At 29.9% G+C, this 20,399-nt stretch carries 18 protein-coding genes; 9 read left to right on the top strand and 9 right to left on the bottom strand.

From position 1 onward, the window contains the following. Positions 1-4 precede the first annotated feature (4 nt). The 5 genes from gcvH to ACOQN8_RS04975 all read left to right on the top strand — a co-directional run bounded on the left by gcvH (position 5) and on the right by ACOQN8_RS04975 (position 2,994). The gene (gene gcvH / locus ACOQN8_RS04995; protein WP_420551848.1) at positions 5-385 is read left to right on the top strand and encodes a glycine cleavage system protein GcvH; all 381 of its coding nucleotides are present in this window, start codon (positions 5-7) and stop codon (positions 383-385) included. Continuing rightward, entirely contained in the window at positions 351-728 is a 378-nt protein-coding gene (locus tag ACOQN8_RS04990) for a VanZ family protein (RefSeq protein ID WP_420551847.1), read from the top strand. Before gcvH ends, ACOQN8_RS04990 begins: the two co-directional genes overlap by 35 nt. 63 nt (positions 729-791) lie before the next feature. Beyond that, positions 792-1,514 (top strand): energy transducer TonB, encoded by a 723-nt coding sequence (locus ACOQN8_RS04985; RefSeq protein ID WP_272150530.1) that lies wholly within the window; start codon positions 792-794, stop codon positions 1,512-1,514. Between the two features lie 105 nt (positions 1,515-1,619). Continuing rightward, positions 1,620-2,366, top strand: coding sequence for an energy transducer TonB (locus tag ACOQN8_RS04980; protein WP_420551846.1), 747 nt, complete (start codon positions 1,620-1,622; stop codon positions 2,364-2,366). 46 nt (positions 2,367-2,412) lie between these two features. After that, entirely contained in the window at positions 2,413-2,994 is a 582-nt protein-coding gene (locus ACOQN8_RS04975; protein ID WP_420551845.1) for an acyltransferase, read from the top strand. A gap of 91 nt (positions 2,995-3,085) precedes the next feature. On the opposite strand, the gene ACOQN8_RS04970 is transcribed toward ACOQN8_RS04975, so the two are convergent. Genes ACOQN8_RS04970 through ACOQN8_RS04945 form a run of 6 tightly spaced genes read right to left on the bottom strand, consistent with a single transcriptional unit; the run spans position 3,086 to position 10,074 of the window. Continuing rightward, complete coding sequence (locus ACOQN8_RS04970; protein ID WP_420551844.1) at positions 3,086-4,453, bottom strand: MptA/MptB family glycosyltransferase; 1,368 nt, start codon at positions 4,451-4,453, stop codon at positions 3,086-3,088. Then, positions 4,453-5,943, bottom strand: coding sequence for a cellulose synthase family protein (locus ACOQN8_RS04965; RefSeq protein ID WP_420551843.1), 1,491 nt, complete (start codon positions 5,941-5,943; stop codon positions 4,453-4,455). Before ACOQN8_RS04965 ends, ACOQN8_RS04970 begins: the two co-directional genes overlap by 1 nt. After that, on the bottom strand, positions 5,943-6,635 hold the full coding sequence (locus ACOQN8_RS04960; RefSeq protein ID WP_420551842.1) for a glycosyltransferase family 2 protein: 693 nt from the start codon (positions 6,633-6,635) through the stop codon (positions 5,943-5,945). Before ACOQN8_RS04960 ends, ACOQN8_RS04965 begins: the two co-directional genes overlap by 1 nt. Positions 6,636-6,638: 3 nt before the next feature. Continuing rightward, positions 6,639-7,115: a toxin-antitoxin system YwqK family antitoxin gene (locus ACOQN8_RS04955; RefSeq protein ID WP_239176068.1), complete on the bottom strand. Its 477-nt coding sequence runs from the start codon at positions 7,113-7,115 to the stop codon at positions 6,639-6,641. Continuing rightward, positions 7,105-8,727, bottom strand: coding sequence for a 4Fe-4S binding protein (locus ACOQN8_RS04950; protein WP_420551841.1), 1,623 nt, complete (start codon positions 8,725-8,727; stop codon positions 7,105-7,107). Before ACOQN8_RS04950 ends, ACOQN8_RS04955 begins: the two co-directional genes overlap by 11 nt. A gap of 6 nt (positions 8,728-8,733) precedes the next feature. Beyond that, complete coding sequence (locus ACOQN8_RS04945) at positions 8,734-10,074, bottom strand: NAD(P)/FAD-dependent oxidoreductase (RefSeq protein ID WP_420551840.1); 1,341 nt, start codon at positions 10,072-10,074, stop codon at positions 8,734-8,736. A gap of 141 nt (positions 10,075-10,215) precedes the next feature. On the opposite strand from ACOQN8_RS04945, the gene ACOQN8_RS04940 reads away from it, so the two are divergent. The 4 genes from ACOQN8_RS04940 to ACOQN8_RS04925 all read left to right on the top strand — a co-directional run bounded on the left by ACOQN8_RS04940 (position 10,216) and on the right by ACOQN8_RS04925 (position 14,096). Beyond that, complete coding sequence (locus ACOQN8_RS04940; protein ID WP_420551839.1) at positions 10,216-11,088, top strand: transporter family protein; 873 nt, start codon at positions 10,216-10,218, stop codon at positions 11,086-11,088. 20 nt (positions 11,089-11,108) lie between these two features. Next, positions 11,109-12,104 carry a glycoside hydrolase family 113 gene (locus tag ACOQN8_RS04935; protein WP_420551838.1) on the top strand — a complete coding sequence of 332 codons (996 nt, stop codon included), beginning with the start codon at positions 11,109-11,111 and terminating at the stop codon, positions 12,102-12,104. Positions 12,105-12,168: 64 nt separating this feature from the next. After that, positions 12,169-12,834 carry a hypothetical protein gene (locus tag ACOQN8_RS04930; protein WP_420551837.1) on the top strand — a complete coding sequence of 222 codons (666 nt, stop codon included), beginning with the start codon at positions 12,169-12,171 and terminating at the stop codon, positions 12,832-12,834. Beyond that, a complete protein-coding gene (locus tag ACOQN8_RS04925; protein ID WP_420551836.1) occupies positions 12,834-14,096 on the top strand; it encodes a BamA/TamA family outer membrane protein in 1,263 nt (420 codons plus the stop codon). Before ACOQN8_RS04930 ends, ACOQN8_RS04925 begins: the two co-directional genes overlap by 1 nt. Before the next feature lie 60 nt (positions 14,097-14,156). Here the strand turns inward: ACOQN8_RS04925 and ACOQN8_RS04920 are convergent, their stop codons facing one another. The 3 genes from ACOQN8_RS04920 to ACOQN8_RS04910 all read right to left on the bottom strand — a co-directional run bounded on the left by ACOQN8_RS04920 (position 14,157) and on the right by ACOQN8_RS04910 (position 20,360). Continuing rightward, positions 14,157-16,244, bottom strand: coding sequence for a S46 family peptidase (locus tag ACOQN8_RS04920; protein WP_420551835.1), 2,088 nt, complete (start codon positions 16,242-16,244; stop codon positions 14,157-14,159). A 41-nt stretch (positions 16,245-16,285) separates the two neighbouring features. Further along, on the bottom strand, positions 16,286-17,170 hold the full coding sequence (locus tag ACOQN8_RS04915) for a sterol desaturase family protein (protein ID WP_420551834.1): 885 nt from the start codon (positions 17,168-17,170) through the stop codon (positions 16,286-16,288). A 76-nt stretch (positions 17,171-17,246) separates the two neighbouring features. Next, positions 17,247-20,360, bottom strand: a complete 3,114-nt coding sequence (locus ACOQN8_RS04910; RefSeq protein WP_420551833.1) for a TonB-dependent receptor — start codon at positions 20,358-20,360, stop codon at positions 17,247-17,249. Positions 20,361-20,399 lie beyond the last annotated feature (39 nt).

Genomic DNA, 20,399 nt, shown 5'->3' with positions numbered 1-20,399 from the left:
AATAATGAACATTCCAACAGAATTAAAATACACAAAAGACCACGAGTGGGTAAAAATAGAAGATGGTGTAGCTACAATTGGGATTACTGACTTTGCTCAAGGTGAATTAGGTGATATAGTATACGTTGACGTTGATACTTTAGACGATACATTAGAAGTAGAAGAAGTTTTCGGATCAGTAGAAGCTGTAAAAACAGTATCTGATCTTTTTATGCCGTTATCTGGTGAAGTAATTGAGTTTAATGAAGCATTAGAAGATGAGCCTGAAATGGTAAATTCTGATCCTTACGGTAATGGTTGGATGATAAAAGTTAAATTATCAGACGATTCTCAAATAGCGAATTTATTAAGTGCTGAAGATTATCAAGAACTTATTAAAGGATAATTTTATAACAATAGCAATATTTGTAACTGCAAGTATTGCTATTCTTAGTTTAATAAAGGTAGGCCCTCAGCCAATCAAAATAAATAATTTAGATAAATACGAGCATCTTATAGCTTATTTTGTTTTAAGTTTTTTTTGGTTGTTAGCATTGAGAAAGACAAAAATTAATGATTTAATTATTGTTTTTGCATGTGTGTTTTACGGCATAATTATTGAGGCTCTTCAAGTTACAATGACATCTTACCGTTCAGGGGATGTTTTAGATATTATAGCAAATACGACGGGTATTTTAATAGCTTACATTATTTACTTTCTTTTTTTTAAGAAAAATGAGGCTATTTAAAGATTTAGCTTGTAAAAGTTGAAATAAATTAATTAAATTAGCGAACTGTTAAAAACATTTAGGATGGAAATTAAGAAAAATCCAAAATCAAACTTAGAGAATTATAGCAAGCTGTTTATGCAGTTAGGTTTGGTTTTAGCTTTATTTGTAACATATGTTGCGATTGAAAATAAAACATATGATAAAACATATGGAGATTTAGGTTCTGCGAATATGGCTTCTGATATTGAAGAAGAAACTATAGAACTTCAAATTGAACCACCAAAACCAAAACCAAATACACCACCACCACCAGCTCCAGAAAAAATTGAAGTTGTAGAAGACGAAAAAGAAGTTGAAGAAACTATTATTGAGTCTACTGAAACTGACGAGTCTGAAGCTGTAGAAGTAGAAGAAATCGTTGAGGTTGAAGAGGAAGAAGAAGTGGTAGAAGATGTACCATTTTCTATTATTGAAGAAGTACCTGTTTTTCCTGGATGTAAAGGAACAAAAGCTCAAAAGAAAGCATGTTTAAATAAAAAACTAACGAAACACGTTCAACGTCATTTCGATGCTGAATTAGCAAATGAGTTAGGTTTAGCACCAGGTAAGAAAAGAATCTATGTTCAATTTAAAATTGATAAAGATGGTTCTATTACTAGCATAAACGCTAGAGCACCTCACCCAAGGTTAAAAAAGGAAGCTATTCGTATAGCAAAAAAGATTCCAAAGATGAAGCCTGGTAGACAAAGAGGTAGACCAGTAAGAGTTGGTTATACTTTACCTATTACTTTTAATGTAGAATAGTTTAAAGTATTCACAAAATATAAAAAAGGCAATTCAATTTGGATTGCTTTTTTTATTGGCATATTTCTTGTTTCATATCTAGTAATAATTTAAAATTTTATTACTATGAAAACACCAAAGAAAAATCCGAGAAAGCAATTAGAGAAATTTTCAACAATATTTACACAGTTAGGATTAGTGCTAACTTTATTTGTGGTTTTTATATCTCTAGAATATGAAACAGAAAAAGAGCTATCAATGGTTTATGAGCCATTTACAGAATTAGTAGAGCCAGTTTTCACTTTTCAGCCAGAAGTAATTGTGAAAAAATCAAAGAAGGCTACTGTTAAACCTCAAAAAAAGCAAATTGTAAAAAAAGTTATTAGTAAGCCAATAGTTGTAGAAAATGTAACAGATACTCCAGAAACAGTTGTGGATTTACCAATAGATGATGCTCCTGTTATAGTTTCTAACCCTACTAATACTGTTACAAAAGTAGATGAGTCATTAGAAAAAACAATGTCAATAAATAATGTTCAAAATACACCAGTTTTTAGAGGTTGTGAAGGTTTATCAGAAGAAGAAAACAGAAAGTGTTTTGAAAGAAAAATTCAAAAGCATATACAAAGGCATTTTAATTCAGAAATAGCACAAGACGTAGGGCTAAGATCAGGAAAATATAAAATTTATACGCAATTTGTAATTGATAAATCTGGAGAAATATCTGATATTAAAATTAGAGCTCCTCATAAAAGATTAGAAAAAGAAACAAATAAAGTAGTAAATAAAATACCAAAATTTACGCCAGGTAAACAAAACAATAAACCTGTAAAAGTAAAATATACTCTACCGATTACATTTAAGGTAGAATAGAAATAAAAACTCAACCATTTAGGTTGAGTTTTTTATTTTTGTTAATATGGATACAACAAACTCATTTTTTGCACATGAAACAGCAGTAATAGATGCTGGGTGCACTATTGGTACAGGAACTAATATTTGGCATTTTAGCCATGTAATGCCTAATTGTATAATTGGCGAGAATTGTAATATTGGGCAAAATGTTGTGGTTTCACCAAAAGTTAAATTAGGAAATAATGTTAAGGTTCAAAACAATGTTTCTATTTATACAGGAGTTACTTGTGAAGACGATGTTTTTTTAGGGCCATCAATGGTCTTTACGAATGTAATAAATCCAAGAAGCGCAATAAAAAGGCAAAATCAATATTTGGAAACAATTGTTAAAAGAGGTGCTAGTATAGGTGCAAATGCAACAATTGTTTGCGGAAATAACATAGGAGAGTATGCTTTTATAGGGGCTGGAGCTGTAGTAACTAAAGAAGTATTACCATATGCATTGGTTGTAGGAAATCCATCAAAACAAATTGGATGGATAAGTGAATATGGACATCGATTAGAATTTGATGAGAATAGTGAAGCTATTTGTATAGAAAGCAAACAAAAATACAAGCTAGAAAATAATAAAGTTTTTAAAATTTGATATAGGTCAAATTTTTTTAAAAAGTTTTTGTGGTAAAGAAAATGTTATCTATATTTGAGCAGTGGTTATTAAACCACTTTCTTTTTCTTTTTCATAGCAATTTTTCCCACTCAATTTTATGAGTGGGTTTTTTTATGAATAATTCCCATAATAAATAACTATATACAATTATATATTCTAAACCTACAAACCATAAGTTCTCTTTCCAAGGATCATTTGCGTAAGCTTGATAACTTAAGATAATTACAAGACTCCAAATAATAGGAAAACGATATTTAGTGAAAACAGCTAGTATTAATAAAGTAGCTAAATACCAGGGGTGAAATGTTGTGGTTGTAAAATAATAGAAAGATAAGCCGAATAGCATTGCTGTTATAAGTTCTAAGATAGATTTATTTTTCCTGAAGAAAGTAACTCCAATTAAAAATAAAATAGTCAGAATAGGCATTATTTTACCAATTACAGCTATTTCATTATAGCCTCTAAACAAATACCCAATTTCTCTGGCTATATAATATAAACTAGCGTTAAATTCAAAATTACGAAACCAAAGTCCTACAGAGTTAGAATAATTTGAAATTAATTCTGATGAATAAAAAGGTAGAAAGAGTAATAAAATAGTTGTAATAACAATTGTATAAAAAGCAAGTAATCTTAAGAAACCTTTAATTTTTAAATCTTTTGTAACAAATGTTTGATAGAATAAAGGTAAGAATAACAAAGGAATCAATTTTACCGAAACAGAACATGCTAATAAAATTGCAGCCCAACCCCACTTTTTTTGATGTAATAAATATAAGCTCCAAATCATAAAAAATAGCATAACAGGTTCGAAATGTAAATTACCTGTCATTTCAATTATGATAAATGGGTTTAATGCGTATAAAAAGATGTTTTGAACTGGAGTTTTTAAATTTTCCAATAATTTTTTTCCAAAGTAAATGATACCAATATCAGCTAAAATGATAATTACTCGCATTACAGCTGCACTACCTATAATGCTTTTATTGGCTAAAATTGCAGCAATTAAGAAGCATAATTGATTTATTGGAGGGTAGTTTGTATAATGACTTCCATTCATACTTCCCATTCCTTGGTATAAATCTAACGCTTGATTAATTGGATATTTATGCTGTTCGATAAAGGTTTCAGGTAATGACAAATATGGATTAAAACCTTCTAAAATCATTCTTCCATCCCAAATAAAACGATAAAAATCTTGAGATAAATTAGGAATAGCAAAAAGAAAGACCAATCTAAATAGAATGGATACTCCCGCTAAGAAAAGAAAATTGTTTTTACTGTTTTTCCATAAAAAATATGAAGTAGTAAATAAAGAAAACCACAAAAAAAGTAGTTTAGAAAATTCAGTTCTTTCTAAAAAGTATGCAAAGAAAAAATAAAGTAAAAGACTAACAAAAGTTAGACTTATAGCACTATATTTTCTTTCAAGAAGCATTAGGCTTTTGAAAAAATAGATTTAAAAAATACATAACCAAAACCAAAAAATAGCATAAAGTGAAATGGAAATAAACCAAAATCTCCTCCTTGATCACCAACAATAAAGGCACTGTACATTCCAAATGCAAAATAAATAGCTAGTAATCCTTCTATAACAACATTCATTGAAGGTCTTTTACGGATGTACTTGTTGTTTTTCCAACTATCTTTTAACGATTTTATATTAAATTTTGGAGTTCTAATAAATTCACTTTTCTTACCTATATGTCCTTCTAAAACAGCAATTGTATTGTGCAATGAGAATCCCATAGCAATAGAGAAAAAAGAAAAGAAAGCTCCAATATATTTGATAAAATTTAAAAATCCACCACCATAGGTTCGCTTATACATAAACCAATAGCAAACAAAGAAAATTAAGGTGCTTACAATAAAGAAACTCATTACAATAAAGTAAACCTTTAAATGCGCATATTCATTTTTTATATATAACATAGGAATACTTAAAATAGCTACTAAGAAAATACAAGTAAACATAGAACTATTTAATAAGTGTAGCATTCCATGAACTTTTGTTTTAAGAGAAATATTTTTATTGGTAATAATTCTCCTTAGCATTTTCTGGAAGTTTTCAGCACCACCCTTATTCCATCTAAATTGTTGAGATCTAGCTGCACTAATTATAACAGGTAATTCTGCAGGAGTTTCAACATTTTCTAGGTATTTAAATTTCCATTTTTTTAATTGAGCTCTATAACTTAAGTCTAAGTCTTCAGTTAAAGTATCACCTTCCCAATTACCAGCATCGTAAATACACTCTTTACGCCAAACACCAGCAGTACCATTAAAATTAATAAAATGTCCTTGACTATTTCTACCTACTTGCTCTAAAGTAAAATGAGCATCTAAAGCAAAAGCTTGAATTTTAGTAAGCGTAGAGTAATTTCTATTAATATGTCCCCATCTTGTTTGTACAACACCAATTTCTGGGTTTTTAAAATAAGGGACAGTTTGTAATAACCAATTTTCTTGAGGTAAAAAGTCAGCATCAAAAATAGCGATGAATTCTCCTTTAGCTATTTTTAAACCTTCTTTTAAAGCACCAGCCTTAAAACCTTGACGGTTTTCTCTTCTAATATGCTGAATGTCTAAACCTTTTTTTTGTAATTCTTCAATGTGTTTTCCTGTACTAATAACAGATTCATCAGTAGAATCATCTAAAACTTGGATTTCTAATTTATCACTAGGATATTTTAGTTTAGCTATGTTATCTAACAAACGTTCCATAACATACAGTTCATTGTATACAGGGAGTTGTATTGTTACATAAGGGATTTCTTCCTCATTAGAAAAGTCAAATTTAGGAGAATTATCTTCTCTTCTTTGAGCTTTTAAATAATTAAAAAGTAAATTTAATTGAGCTAAAGCGTATAGTAATATTAGTACTAATGAAATAGTATATATTGCAATTATAACGTATTCTAAAATCATTATTTAAAGCTATATTTAAATATCCAACCTAAAATTTTTATGCCGGCTAAGATACTACCTTTTACGGTTCCTGAAACTTTTGAAACGCCGATTCTATTTCTATATTTCATAGGGACTTCAACATAAGTCATTTTTTGTTTTAATGCTTTTAATTGCATTTCAACAGTCCACCCATATGTTTTGTCTTCCATATTTAGAGCTAGTAATTTATTATATTTTATGGCTCTAAATGGGCCTAGGTCTGTAAACTTAGCGTTAAAAAATAGTTTCATTAAAAAGGTAGCTAGCCAATTGCCAAAAACTTGTTGAGGAGTCATAGAACCTTGTTCTCGTAGTCGTTTTACACGTGCACCAATTACAAAATCTATGTTATCATTTATTATAGGGCTAATTAGTTCTGTTAATTGTTGAGGGTAATCGGAATAATCACCATCTAAAAAAACAATTATATCTGGTTTTATATCTTGATTGGCAACATAATCCATACCTTTTAAACAAGCATAGCCATAGCCTCTTCTACTTTCTTTTAATACAGTAGCTCCAGAATTTTTTGCGTTTATTTCAGTGTCATCAGTAGAATTATTACTAACAACTATTATTTCATTTACAAAAGGGGGGATATCGTTAATTACATTTGCAATAGAATCTTGCTCATTGTAAGCAGGAATAATAACCTTAATATTTTGATTCATTGATTATTTTAAATCATTTAAACTATTTTCTTCTTTAAAGGAAGAAAAGTCAGACCATTCTTTAATTTTTTTACCGTTTTTAAATTTAACAGCTTTTACTAATTTTTGTTTTTTATAGAGCAAACAATATCCGTTTTTTTGATTGTTTTTTAATTGACATTTATGATTAACCTGCCCATTTTTATCATAAAACAACCACCATTTATTGCGTTTTCCTTTAACAAAATGACCTTCCTTTTCTTTAGAAGAATTTTTTCGGTAAAAGTACCAATATTTTACTTTTATATTATTCTTGAAACGCCCTTCTTTTTTAAGCACGCCATTTTTATAATAAAATTTCCAATACTTTGTTTTCTGATCGTTCTCTATCCAACCTTCTTCTTTCAAAGTACCATTATCGTAATACGCTTTATGATACTTGCTTTGCGAAAACATGGTTGCATAGCAAAGTAAGAAAAATAAAAGTACTTTACTTTTCATTCACTAATTTCATTAAATCAACGTCATTACCTAATAATACTTGAGTAGGGTTTATTCTTCCTTTTTCCGGACCATTTTCTAATTTTAATACTCCACGAGGACAAACAGCTGAACAAACACCACATCCAACACAACTAGATCTAACTATATTTTCTCCTTTTTGTGCGTATGCTCTTACATCAATTCCTTGTTCACAATATGTAGAACAGTTTCCACAAGAAATACATTGCCCTCCATTGGTAGTAATTCTAAAACGTGATTTAAAACGTTGAACTAAACCTAAATATGCAGCTAAAGGACAACCAAAACGACACCATACTCTGTTTCCAAATATAGGATAGAAACCAGTACCAATTACACCTGCAAACCAAGATCCAATTAAGAAGCTATAGGTGTCTTTTATCCATTCTGATTTGATACCTAAAAAAGATTGTGTTCCAGAAAAATAACAATATAACGTAACAATAGTCATAACTAAAGAGAAAACTAAAACTGAATGAATTAACCAGCGTTCTAACTTCCATGCGTTTAAACTTTTGTCAGAGTGTTGTCTATAAGGGTCACCTAAAGTTTCAGCTAAACCACCACAACCACAAACCCATGAACAGTACCATCTTTTTCCAAAGAAATATACCATTACAGGCACAATAATTAATGTTAAAACAATTCCCCAAACTAAGATAAATAAACCTATTGCACCACTGTTTTTTAAACTATTTAAATTCCAATCAAAAAAGAAATCATAGTCTAAAGGAAAAGCATTTTTAAAATCATATCCAGGCATGTTTAAGCTCGTCATAATCTCAGGAATTAGGAAAGCAAAAACAATTTGAAAGAATAAAACTGAAGTAGTTCTTATTATTTGATATTTATTATGTCTGTATTTAATATACATTCTAGCAGCCATAACTATCATAATAACACAGTATAGGAAACCATAAACAAACCACTGTGAAGCAGCACCGCCATTTAAAGTCTTACTAATAGGATCTAAAATATATGTCCAATTTACAACATAGTCAGGCATAAAGTATAACAGTAAATAAAAAGCAACTAGATATACCAGTACCAACCATGCAATTGCACCTCTGTTAGTACTTGATTCTAAGTAAATACCGTTATTTTTAATTCCAGGTCTTCCTAGTAAAATATAATTTGGTAAAATAAATAATAAAGCACCAATAATTCCTAACCCAAAAGTAAGCCACCAAATTAAGCCAGCATTTTCTTTAATGTAACCTTTTCCTGCAATTTTAGCTAAGTTATAACTTAAAGTATGTGGTTTTCCAGAGATTCTATATTGATATTGTTCTCCTTTTTTGGCCCAATTTTTTTCAGCATCATATTTAGCAATCAATGCATCATAATGATCGTTAGAAGCTTTATAAGCATTACGAACACGACTAGAAAAATCAAAAATATTTAATTCTTCAGAAGTCACAACTGCTTTGCTAAGTTCTTCTTTAATTACTTCACTTTTATAATTTTGGCTCTTAATAAAACTATCTAACTCGTTAGAAGTTAAATTGAATCCTCCAGTAAAGATAGTTCCTGTGAAAATAGATAACCCAATTAAAAAAAGGACTAATCCAATATATTTTATTGCTTTCATATTTTATTACGCGCTAAAAATTCGTTTCCAGCTTTTCTTTTTTAGTTGGATGTTTGTATTGTTTTCTTTGTTAAATTTTGCTACAATTTCTGGTTCGTGAAGTTTGTAGAATTCTGGATCGAAATTGGCATCTGCTAAATGTTCTAATACGTATTCTATTGAACGTTTTTCTGTTAGAACTTTATCGAAAAACTCATGACGCATTCTAATACCAAAATTATTTATTCCTATAAATTCATGAGTGTTTTTATCATAGTTGATATGGATACATTTTTTTCCATCTTTATGTTCCCAATAAAAACGAGCTTCATTTTCTCTAGGTTGTGCCCAAACCCATCCATAAGTTTGATATTCAATATCAATAAATTTTGCTGAGTTGAACCAATGTCCAGGTTTATATTGAATTCTGTTATCGCATATCGTTTGCGCTACTGTTTCCCCCATCATTCTTCCTGTATACCAAACAGCTTCAATTGGACGTCTTTGTCCTATAGCTTCGTTTTGTTCAGCACAATCACCAATAGCGTAAATATCTTTAATGTTGGTTTCTAAATAACGATTTACTTTTACACCTCTACCAGTTTCAATATCAGAATCTTTAATAAAATCGATATTAGGAGAAACTCCAGCTGTTAAACCAACTACATTACAAGTTATTTCTTCCCCAGTTTCAGCTATTATAACCGATTTTACTTTTCCGTTTTCATCAGATTTAATTTCTTTTAGATTTACACCTAAACGAAGATCAATATGATTATCTAAAATTTCTTGGTTAATCATTGCCGATTCTTGTGCAGGTAAAACTCCGTTCCAAAAACTTTCTTCACGGACTAAAAACGTAACAGGAATATTTCTACTATGTAGCATTTCAGCTAATTCAATACCTATTAATCCTCCACCAACAATTACTGCTCTTTTACATGTTTTATTATCAGGTGCATATTTTTCCAGATTTTCTAAATCTTGTTTATGGTACATTCCCATAACACCATCTAAATCTTGTCCTGGCCAACCAAACTTATTTGGTTTAGAGCCAGTAGCTATAATTAGTTTATCGTATGCAAGTGTATCGCCTTCAGCAAAAAAAAGCTCTTTTTTATCAGTATTGATTTCAGAGACATAACCTTTTTTCAAGTTAATTCTATTCTTTTTCCAAAACCATGGCTCATAAGGTTGAGTATGTTCAAACTTCATGTGTCCCATATATATGTACATTAGGGCTGTACGAGAAAAAAAATAATCGGTCTCTGCAGATACAATAGTAATTTTTTTATCAGATAGTTTTCGAATGTGCCTAGCGGCAGTTACACCAGATATTCCATTACCAATAATAACAACGTGTTCCATAAAAAGTTGATTTGCGAGTTATGTCGTTGTTAAAGTTAATAACTTAATGAACGAAATAAATTTAGAATGAATTTAAATAAAGAAGATATGTAAGACATTTTACTTTTTATCGACATAGCTGATAATTGAAAAATAATCACCATGAAAAATAATATTAAAAGTATTCTTCTAGTATTTTTATTTATAGGGTTTAGTTCTTATGCCCAAGAAGAAGAAAAAGAAAATGATAAATCAAATATTCAAACTTATACTCCTTCAAAGTTATTGAATAAAGGTCAATGGGATATTAAGTGGTTTAATAATCTTTATACTGAAACTAAGTTTGCTGATGCTAATGGAAATAGTGTAAATAAAGCAAGAGATAATTTTTTCACTTCAACAATCGAAGCTTTTACAGGTATTTCAGATAATAATAGAGTTAATATTGGGGCAATTGTTGAGTTCCGTTCTAATACCATTGGAGGAAGACAAGCTTTATCTGTTTTTAGTTTAGATGATACGAATACTGATAGAAAAGGAATTACTTCAATAGCACCATCTGTTAAATTTCAGCCTTTAAAAAATGTTGCAAATTTTTCTATTCAATCGGCTATTCATATTCCATTAGTTAGTAATGAAACTGAGAACGGTGTCTTTTTAGATCAAACAGCATGGTCTTTTCAAAACAGGTTTTTTTATGATTATACTTTTGCTAGTGGAAACTGGCAGTTATTTACTGAGTTAAATACTGAGTATAATTTTGGAGATGATCAAAGTTTTGCGAATAATACATTTTTATTAGTTCCTGGAGTATTTTTAAGTTATTTCCCAAGTGGTAAGTCAACAGTTTTAGGATTTGTTCAGCATGCTGAGCGTTTTGGTGATTTTACTCAAGATTATACAGCCTTAGGTTTTGGAGGGAAATATCAGTTATCTAAAGTGTTAAACTTAGAAGTGTTGTATAGTAACTTCGTTAGAGGAAATAATAATGGTTTAGGGCAAAGTTTTAATTTAGGTTTACGTGCATTATTTTAAAAAATAGTAATTTAGGAGTTATGAAAATTTATAAGCTCCTTTTAATATGCTTTATATGTTTGTCTTGTAAGAGTCAAACAAAGAAAATAAACGGAATTAGTTTTGTGGCATCCCCAGAAAAAATTAGTCACGAACATGTATCCCCTTTGATAAAGGCATCAGCGAATTATGTAGCGCTGATGCCTTTTGGTTTTATAAAAGATTTGTCTTCTCCTGAAGTAATTCATAATACTAAAAGACAGTGGTTTGGTGAAACAGAAGAAGGTATAATTCAATATGCAAAAGAGTTTCAGAAAAAAGGAATCAGTTTAATGATAAAGCCTCAAATTTGGGTTTGGAGAGGTGAGTTTACAGGTTATATAAAAATGAATTCTGAAGAAAATTGGAAAACTTTGGAAGCTTCATATTTAGAGTTTATTTTAACCTATGCAAAAACAGCGCAACGATTAAAAGCTGATGTTTTTTGTATTGGTACAGAATTGGAAAATTTTGTAATTAATAGACCAGAATTCTGGAATAAGTTAATTAAAGAAGTAAGAAAAGTATATAAGGGAAAATTAACCTATGCTGCGAATTGGGATGAGTTTAAAAGAGTGCCATTTTGGAAAGATATAGATTATATTGGTATTGATGCATATTTTCCTTTAAGTGAAAAAAAATCACCTACTTTAGAAGAATTTGAAAAAGGATGGGAGCCACATAAGAAGGATATCTTGAGAGTTAGGGAGAAGGTAAATAAACCTGTTTTATTTACAGAGTATGGTTATAGAAGTATAAATTATGCAGGAAAGAAACCATGGGAAGCTCATAGGGTTGAAGGTGAAATAAATTTAGAAAACCAAAAGAATGCAACACAAGCATTGTACAATCAATTTTGGAAAGAAGATTGGTTTGCAGGAGGTTTTATTTGGAAATGGTTTCATAAGCATAAAGAAGTTGGAGGTAAAAATGATAACCGATTTACGCCTCAGAATAAACCTACAGAAGAATTAATTAGAAAATTATATGCACAATAAGTTTTTATTCTTACTATTTTCCTCACTTGTTTTTTTCTCTTGCTCAGAGAATAATGAGGAAGTTATGCCTGTAACGCTACAAGATTATCTTAATCTAAATTCTAGTTTATTAGTGAATGAAGTAATTGCTTGTGCAGCTAGTAAAGAATCAGAAAATAATACATCATATATATTTTATTATCCAGAAGTAGGAGCTACAGAGATTAAATATTTTGAAACAACTAATGTTGAAGATGATAAAAATAATTTTTCACTTTATAAAGAAAAAGAGTTGCCTAAGGAAGATGTTTTTAATGGGTATTTAGGTAGGTTTTTGAAAACTCCATCAACTGAAACATGGTGTATAGTAACTTACAAAACTGAAGGAAAATTTCATAAGTCCAACCCAATCCGATTAAAAAACACAACAAAACCTACTGAATGGACTGACATGGTTACTTTGAATACTACACAAAATTTAATGCCTAAGTTTTCATGGGTGGATGGAATGGTAAAAGAAAATGCTATTTACTTTCAAGTAATCACTGATGCTGAAAATAATCTATTGTCAGGTACTTATACGTATGAAAAATGTTTTCAATATTATAACCTATCTAATGTAGTTTTAAATGTAACAAGAAATACACCACCTAGTTTAATTAAAGGAAAAGATTATGGATTTACAATGATGGGAGTTAGTGAAGATAATTGGGTGAATTTAGTTATTCAAAAAAAAATTAAAGCGGAGTAATGAAAAAGAAACTATTTTTTTTAATCGTAATATTTTATAGTCTTGTCACTTTTTCACAAGAAAAAATTATTGTGGATATAAAAGTTAAAGGAGCCAAAAAAACCAAAATATCAGAGATTAAAAAAATAATAGAAACAAAGGTAAATACTAAGGTCGATTCGGTTTTATTAGTTAATGATATGATTCGATTAAAAAGATTACCTGCAATATCACATGCTTATTTTCAAGTCTTTTATTCTCACGATAATAAATACAATGTTTTTATTAATGTAGAAGAGAATTTTACAATAATACCAGAGTTTAATCTTTGGACAACAACCAATAGAAAAACTGCCTATAAAATAGGATTGTATGAGTATAATTTTTTAGGTAGAAATATAGCTTTTGGAGGTTTTTATCAGAATAATGGATTTAATTCTTATGGAATTAACTTTCGAGCGCCTACATTATTCTCTAATAAATGGGGACTTGCTCTAAACCATCAAAACTGGATAAGTGAAGAGCCTTTGTATTTTGATGATAAAACAGCTAATTATAAGTATCAAAATACGTCTTATGAAGTTTTAGGTTTATACCAGATGGATTTCAAAAATAATTTACAATTAGGTGTAAACTATTTTAAAGAGAAATATGATTATTTATCTGGTGATACAGCGCCAAATGTTCCTTTGCAATTGAATGTGAATAAATGGTTGTTTAAAACAATCTATACATATGATGTTTTAGATTATTATTATCAATACATAAGTGGTTTTAAAAATCAATTATACGGTCAGTATGTAATTTCTGAAAATGAGTATCAAGAAGATTTTTTAATTTTTTGGAACGACTTATTCTACTACAGGAGAATTGGAAAAAAAGGAAATTGGGCAAATAGATTACGTATAGGATTATCGTCAAATGTAAAAAGCCCGTTTGCTCCATTTGCCTTAGATAATAATGTGAATTTACGTGGAGTGGGAATTTTAGTTGATAGAGGAACGGGAAGCATTGTATGGAATACAGAGTATAGACATACCTTATATGAAAATAATTGGCTTGTGTTACAAGGTAATGTTTTTAATGATTTTGGTACTTGGAGAACACCAGGAGGTAGTTTAAATGACTTTTTAAAATCGGAAAATGTTAGAGTTTACTCTGGCGTTGGACTGAGGTTTATAAATAAAAAAGTATTTAATGCTGTGTTTAGAATAGATTATGGTGTTGGACTTACCAAAAATGCTTCTAAAGGTTTTGTTTTTGGGATAGGACAATATTTCTAACAAACAAAAAAAGTGAAATTCAATTAAGAACTTCACTTTTATATATTTGTTTGTATTAAATTATTTCTTAGGATGAACTAATTTCATTTCGTCAATTAGATGTTTCGCTCCTGCATATTTATCAACTATAAATAATACATAACGAAGGTCAACCATGATATTTCTACAGATTTCAGGGTCGTAATTAATGTCACTCATAGTTCCTTCCCATACACGATCAAAATTTAAACCAACTAGGTTTCCTTCAGCATCAATTGCTGGACTTCCAGAATTCCCTCCAGTTGTATGGTTGGTTCCTAAGAAACATACAGGAACTTTTCCGTTTTTATCGGCATATTGTCCATAGTCTTTAGCATCATATAAGTCACGTAGCTTTTTAGGAACATCAAATTCATAATCACCAGGAACATATTTCTCTATTACACCATCTAAATAGCTTACTGGGTTATAATACACAGCATCTCTTGGCGAATATCCTCTTACTTGTCCGTAAGTTACTCTCAAAGTGCTATTAGCATCTGGAAAATAACGTGCATTAGGTAAAGCTTCCATTAAGGCTTTCATATATTGTTTTTGTAAAGCAGTAATTGGTTGGTTTTTATGCTGGTACTCAGGGTTTATTTTAGTGTAAAATTCCTGAACCATTGGTTTAGCATATATATATGCTGCATCTTTATTTAAATTCTCAACTACTTGTTTAGTATCACCTTCCAATAATTTTAAGGCTTTGTCTAAATCGGTAAAACTAGTTTTATTGTATATCGTAGCATCAACGTTTTTAGAATATAATGGCATTACATTTTTAAAAACACCTTTATCTACGTTTACATCGTAGTTTTTATGAATTCTTTTCAAACGAGCAATATATCCTTTTTTAGCTTTTTCAAAATTTTCAGGTTTATTTAAAGCAATTTGCTCTAATTGATAAGCTCTAAAAGCCATTTGCATTAGTTCATTGGTAACTAAAAATACTTCAATAAAATTTCTTCTTTTAATATTAATAGCAGCAAAATCCTTGTATAATTTTTCAAATTCAGGTAAAATTTTACCATACTTATCTTCTAGTCCTTTTTCTTTTAAAGCCTTTTTAAAGGTTTCTTCAAAAGTTTTACGTTGTGCAATAGCATTACTTTTTTTGATACCTAAGTTTTCACCAATCCATTTTTTCCAAGCATTTGCAATACGTGCTTGTTTAGATGCATATTTAATTCTAACAGCATCACTGGCTTTCATTTGTGCATCTATTTCTTTTAAAGCCGCTTCTCTAATAGCAATGTTACTAGGGTTAAATTCTTGTGTAATATGTTGAATTGCTACAGCTGGTAAATATTCATTAGTACGACCAGGAAAACCAAATACCATTGTAAAATCACCTTCTTCAACACCGTCTAAAGAAACTGGTAAATAGTGTTTTGGTTTGTAAGGAACGTTGTCTTTACTGTATTTAGCAGGACGGTTATTTTTATCAGCATAAATTCTGAATAAAGAAAAGTCTCCAGTATGACGTGGGAAAACCCAGTTGTCAGTGTCGCTTCCAAATTTACCAATACTACTTGGTGGAGCCCCAACTAAACGAACATCTTCAAATTTTTCAGTAACAAATAAGAAGTATTGATTTCCTTTATAAAAAGGACGAACTTTTACATTTTGCCAATCTTTCTTTTTTACAGTTTTCTTAAGGTTATTGATGTTTTTATCAATAGTAGATTGTTTTTCACGCTCAGTCATTGCATCTGTAACTCCAGCCAAAGCTTTTTTAGTTACATCATCGATACGTACAATAAATTCAACATATAAACCTTCGTTAGGCAATTCTTCTTTTTCATTCATTGCCCAAAAACCATCTTTTAAATAATCGTTTTCTAATGATGAATGTGATTGAATTTGTCCAAAACCACAGTGATGGTTTGTAAGAATTAACCCTTTAGGAGAAATTACTTCACTAGTACAGCCACCGTTAAAGTGTCCTATAGCATCTTTTAAGCTAGATTTGTTTACGTTATAAATGTCTTTGGCAGATAATTTACCTCCTAAAGATTTCATTTCTTGTTCGTTCATTCCCTTTAAGAGAGAAGGAATCCACATTCCACCTTGTTGAGCAGAAACCTGAACAACAATAAAAAGGAATAGAATTTTTATATATTTCATCGAATGTTAATTTTAATTCGATAAAGATACAAAGACGTAAATTATTTTTTGTTAAGAGGGTATATTTCTTGACCAATAAAATCTTTAGGGAAGTCTTCTTCACCTTCAAAACCTATTTCAATATCACGTCCATCATGAGGTATATAATTGGTTTTGAAAATATAATCCCAAATACTTAAGGTAATCCCAAAGTTTACTCCTGTTCTTCTGTTTTCTGGTAGTTCTTTCGCATGGTGCCAAATATGCATTCTTGGGTTATTTAAAATATATTTCAACCAACCATAATCCCAATTAATATTCGCATGATTTAAATGTCCAATCATAATATTAAAGAAATGAATTATGGCTACATCTTGAGCTGTAAATCCACCCATAATAGCTAGTGGGATATATTTCATAGAATTGTATACAACAGGTTCCATCCAATGATAACGTAAATGAGCCGCAAATCCCATTTGTTTTACAGAATGATGCACTTTATGAAAGTTCCATAAAAATTCGTACTTGTGTAAGAGTGTATGAGTAAACCATTGTACAAAATCAATTACTATAAAAAAAACAAATAATCTAGCCCAATAAGGAAATGTATTGATATCGAATAATTGGAAGTTGTTAATAGAAAGTCCTACCAAGCCAAGAATGTCATTAAATAATTCAGCAGCAGTATTAGACAGGGCAATTAAAACAATAAGATTTAATAAAAAGAAATTAAAAAACATGTAAAATGTATCTAGCCAAAAATCTTTTCTAAAAAGAGGTTGGTTTTTACGCCAAGGAAAGATAATTTCTAAAGCCCAAACAATTAATGAAATTAGAATTAAGCCATAGAAATAATTCTCCCAATTTAGTTCCATTAAAACAGATTGTTTAATATAGTTCCAGTAATTGGAATAAGAGTTTTTTATGATGTCTAAATATTTGTCCATATTCTGTTTTAAAAGAAACGTTTATTTCAAAGTTACTGAAATAAACGTTTTTAAATTGTTACAAGAGTTACAAATACTAGAATTGATATTTCAATCCTAATTGGGCTTTCCAACGTGAGTTAATAGCATCGGTAACCCAAGGTTTTGCATTTTCGTCAATAGTAAATTGATATACTGGTTGATTGTTTTGTACACCTTTAAACTCTAATAAGTTAAAACTAGAGTTTACTACGTTTGGTACATAAACCAATCGACCCCAATCTTTATTTAGTAAGTTTAATACATTAAAAATATCTAAACTCACTTGTAAGTTGTTGTTGTTTTTAAATGGTATGTTGTATAAAAATTTTGCATCTAATTGATGATTCCATGGTGTTCTTGCTCCATTTCGTTCCGCATAAGAACCGCGATTATTTCGTAAATATTCGTTGTTGTTTATAAAGTTATTTAATCGATTCCATTGCTCTTGAGAAGAAACAATTACATTTCCTGTTCCATCAGTAATATCTTGTAAATTGATTTCACTTTGGTTTGCAGGGATATATACTAAGTCGTTTCGAGACGAACCATCTCTATTTACATCTCCTTGATATACGATCGAATATGGGCTGCCAGAAGTTCCTGTATATAATAAAGAAGCTTGTAGTTGGTGTTTGTTTTTAAAATTGAAATTATAACCTTGAGAGGATACTAATTTATGACGTAAGTCGAAGTTAGAAAATGATAAATTAGGATTATGAGAATTAATAGCTTGATTCCATTCAAAATTCGCTGCAGAGGAATTTCTTACAGTACTAGAAATATCTTTACTTTTCCCATAAGTATACCCAACAAAACCATTGTAGTTTTTGTCTTCTTTGTGTAATCCAAATGTTAGGTTATATCGATAACCTCGGTTGGTATTACTAAGTAAAAAAACATTAGTGAAGTTATTGTTTACTCTAGTTCCGTTATAAAACTGACGTGTATCTGCTCCAGAATAATTACTAAAATCTAAACGACGATTGATAGATTGAAAGTAAATACCTTTTAAAACTTCTGTATAAGTTGCTTGCGTTGTAAATCGGAAATTTTTAGGAAGTTTAGCTTCAAAACTTAAACGTGTTTTCCACTCTCTAGGTAATTCGAAATCATTATCAATTAAATTAATTTCTGTTAATCCAGGTTGTTGAGCAGCTAATGAACCTAAATTTTCTACTAATTGAACTGTGTTTCCACCAGGTCTAATATCCACATTAAAATAATCGGTTCCAGAAATGTATTCAGCATATGCAAACCATAAATATGGAATACGTCCTGTAAATAATCCACTTCCCCCTTCTATAGTGTATTTTCTATCTTTATCTAAAACATATTTAAAATTAAATCTAGGATTTACATGTGGTTTAGCACTAATTTTATTGGTAAACTGACTAAACTCAGGAGTGTTTTTTACTAAAGGACTTAAGGGAAGTTCGTCTAATAATAATTGATTGTCTAAACGTAAACCAAAGTTAACAGTTAATTTATCGTTTAAACGAATTTTGTCTTGTACGTAAATAGCTGAGGTTAATACATCAATTGTTGCTGAAGGACGATTGTTTACAAAATCGAAAGAATTATTTGTTACATGGTATACACCACGAATTCTTGAAGGTTTATCATTTAAAAAATCATCAACAGATTTATAAGCCCAACGTCCATTCCAAGCGGTTAAGAAACCGTAATCGATATCATTGTATTGTAATAACAATCCACCAGTAATAGTGTGATTGTTTTTATAATAAGTAAACTTATCTGTTAGCTGAAAGGTATTCAAGTTTGTATTGTAAATAGATGCTTCTCTATAGGTTCCAGCAAAAATTCTGTTAGAAGTATCCGTAATTTCTATATGAGGAAACACTCTTCCATCATAACTTCTGTCTTCTTTTACTTTGGTATAACCAATGGTTAGTATGTTAGAAGTATTTTCAGATAAAGTTGAATTTAATTCAAAAGTAGTACTGTTTAAAATACTATTGTGTCGATATCCTTGATTACCAAAGTTGAAAACAGCTTGATTCCATTCTAAATTATCAGCAAAACTATTTACAAAATTGTTTCTAAAAGTAAGTTTATGTTTCTTAGAAATATTATAATCTAAACGAGCAAAAATTTTAGTAGAAGCAGTTTTTATATCGCTGCTTTCAAAAGCACCAGGATTGTAGTTGTAATCATTTTGAAGTTTGTTAGCAATATCAATTACAGTTTGTTTACTAATATTAGAGCCATTAGTTCCTGGAGCGCCAATTAAAGGAGTTTTACTTAATGCTTGTTCTACATTTACATAATAAAATAGTTTGTCTTTTTTTAAAGCACCTCCAATACCAGCACCTAATTGAATATCGTAAAAACTATTTACATCTTGTTTTATTCCGTCAGCATAAGATCCTACCAAAAGTTGATTGTTCCCATAACCATAAACTTCTGTTTTAGTAGTGTTTGTACCGTTTTTGGTAACAACATTAATATTGGCTCCTGTAAAATTTCCAACACTAACATCAAAAGGAGAAGTTTTTACAGACAACTCTTTAATAGCCCCAAAGCTAATAGGTTGGCTGCGAGATAAACTTCCGGGAGTTCCATTTGCAGAAGAGCCAGCAGCACCACTAGCAGGTTCTTGAAATCCAACTACATCATTACTTGCAATACCATCAATATTAAAGTTATTGAAACGATTACTAGCCCCTCCAAAAGAGTTTAAGTTTGCTTCTGGTAAGTTTCTAGTTAAATCTTGTACACTTCTACTAATAGTTGGTGTTTTTAGTAATTTTTGAGCATTTATAACAGTACCATTTTTTCTTGAAGAAGTACCAGTAATTACTACTTCTTCTAATGCAGTACTTTCTTCTTTTAGTTCAATGTCTAATAGAGTGGTTTTTCCTAAGTTAATAGTTACATCGTTTAATTTGTAAGTGTGAAATCCAACAAAGCTAACCTCCACAATATATTGATTTCCTGGAGGGATGTTAGCAATTACATAATGACCTGTTTCTTGAGAGGTAGTTCCGTATATAAAATTGGTTTCAGTATCTTTTATTATTACTGTGGCAAAAGGAATTGCTTCATTGGCAATGTCAACTATTTTTCCTTCTAAATTACCAGTTGTTTCTTGTGCATAAATGCTTACTGTTAAAAGCAACAGTATAATTACATTAATTTTAGTTTTCACGTGAATTAAGTATTGACTTTAATTATTGAATTGATGTAG

This window comes from Tenacibaculum aiptasiae (assembly GCF_965221665.1).
GTDB classification, from domain to species: domain Bacteria; phylum Bacteroidota; class Bacteroidia; order Flavobacteriales; family Flavobacteriaceae; genus Polaribacter; species Polaribacter aiptasiae.
The sequence above is the reverse complement of the archived record's forward strand: the minus strand, read 5'-3'. Positions and strand labels throughout refer to the sequence as shown.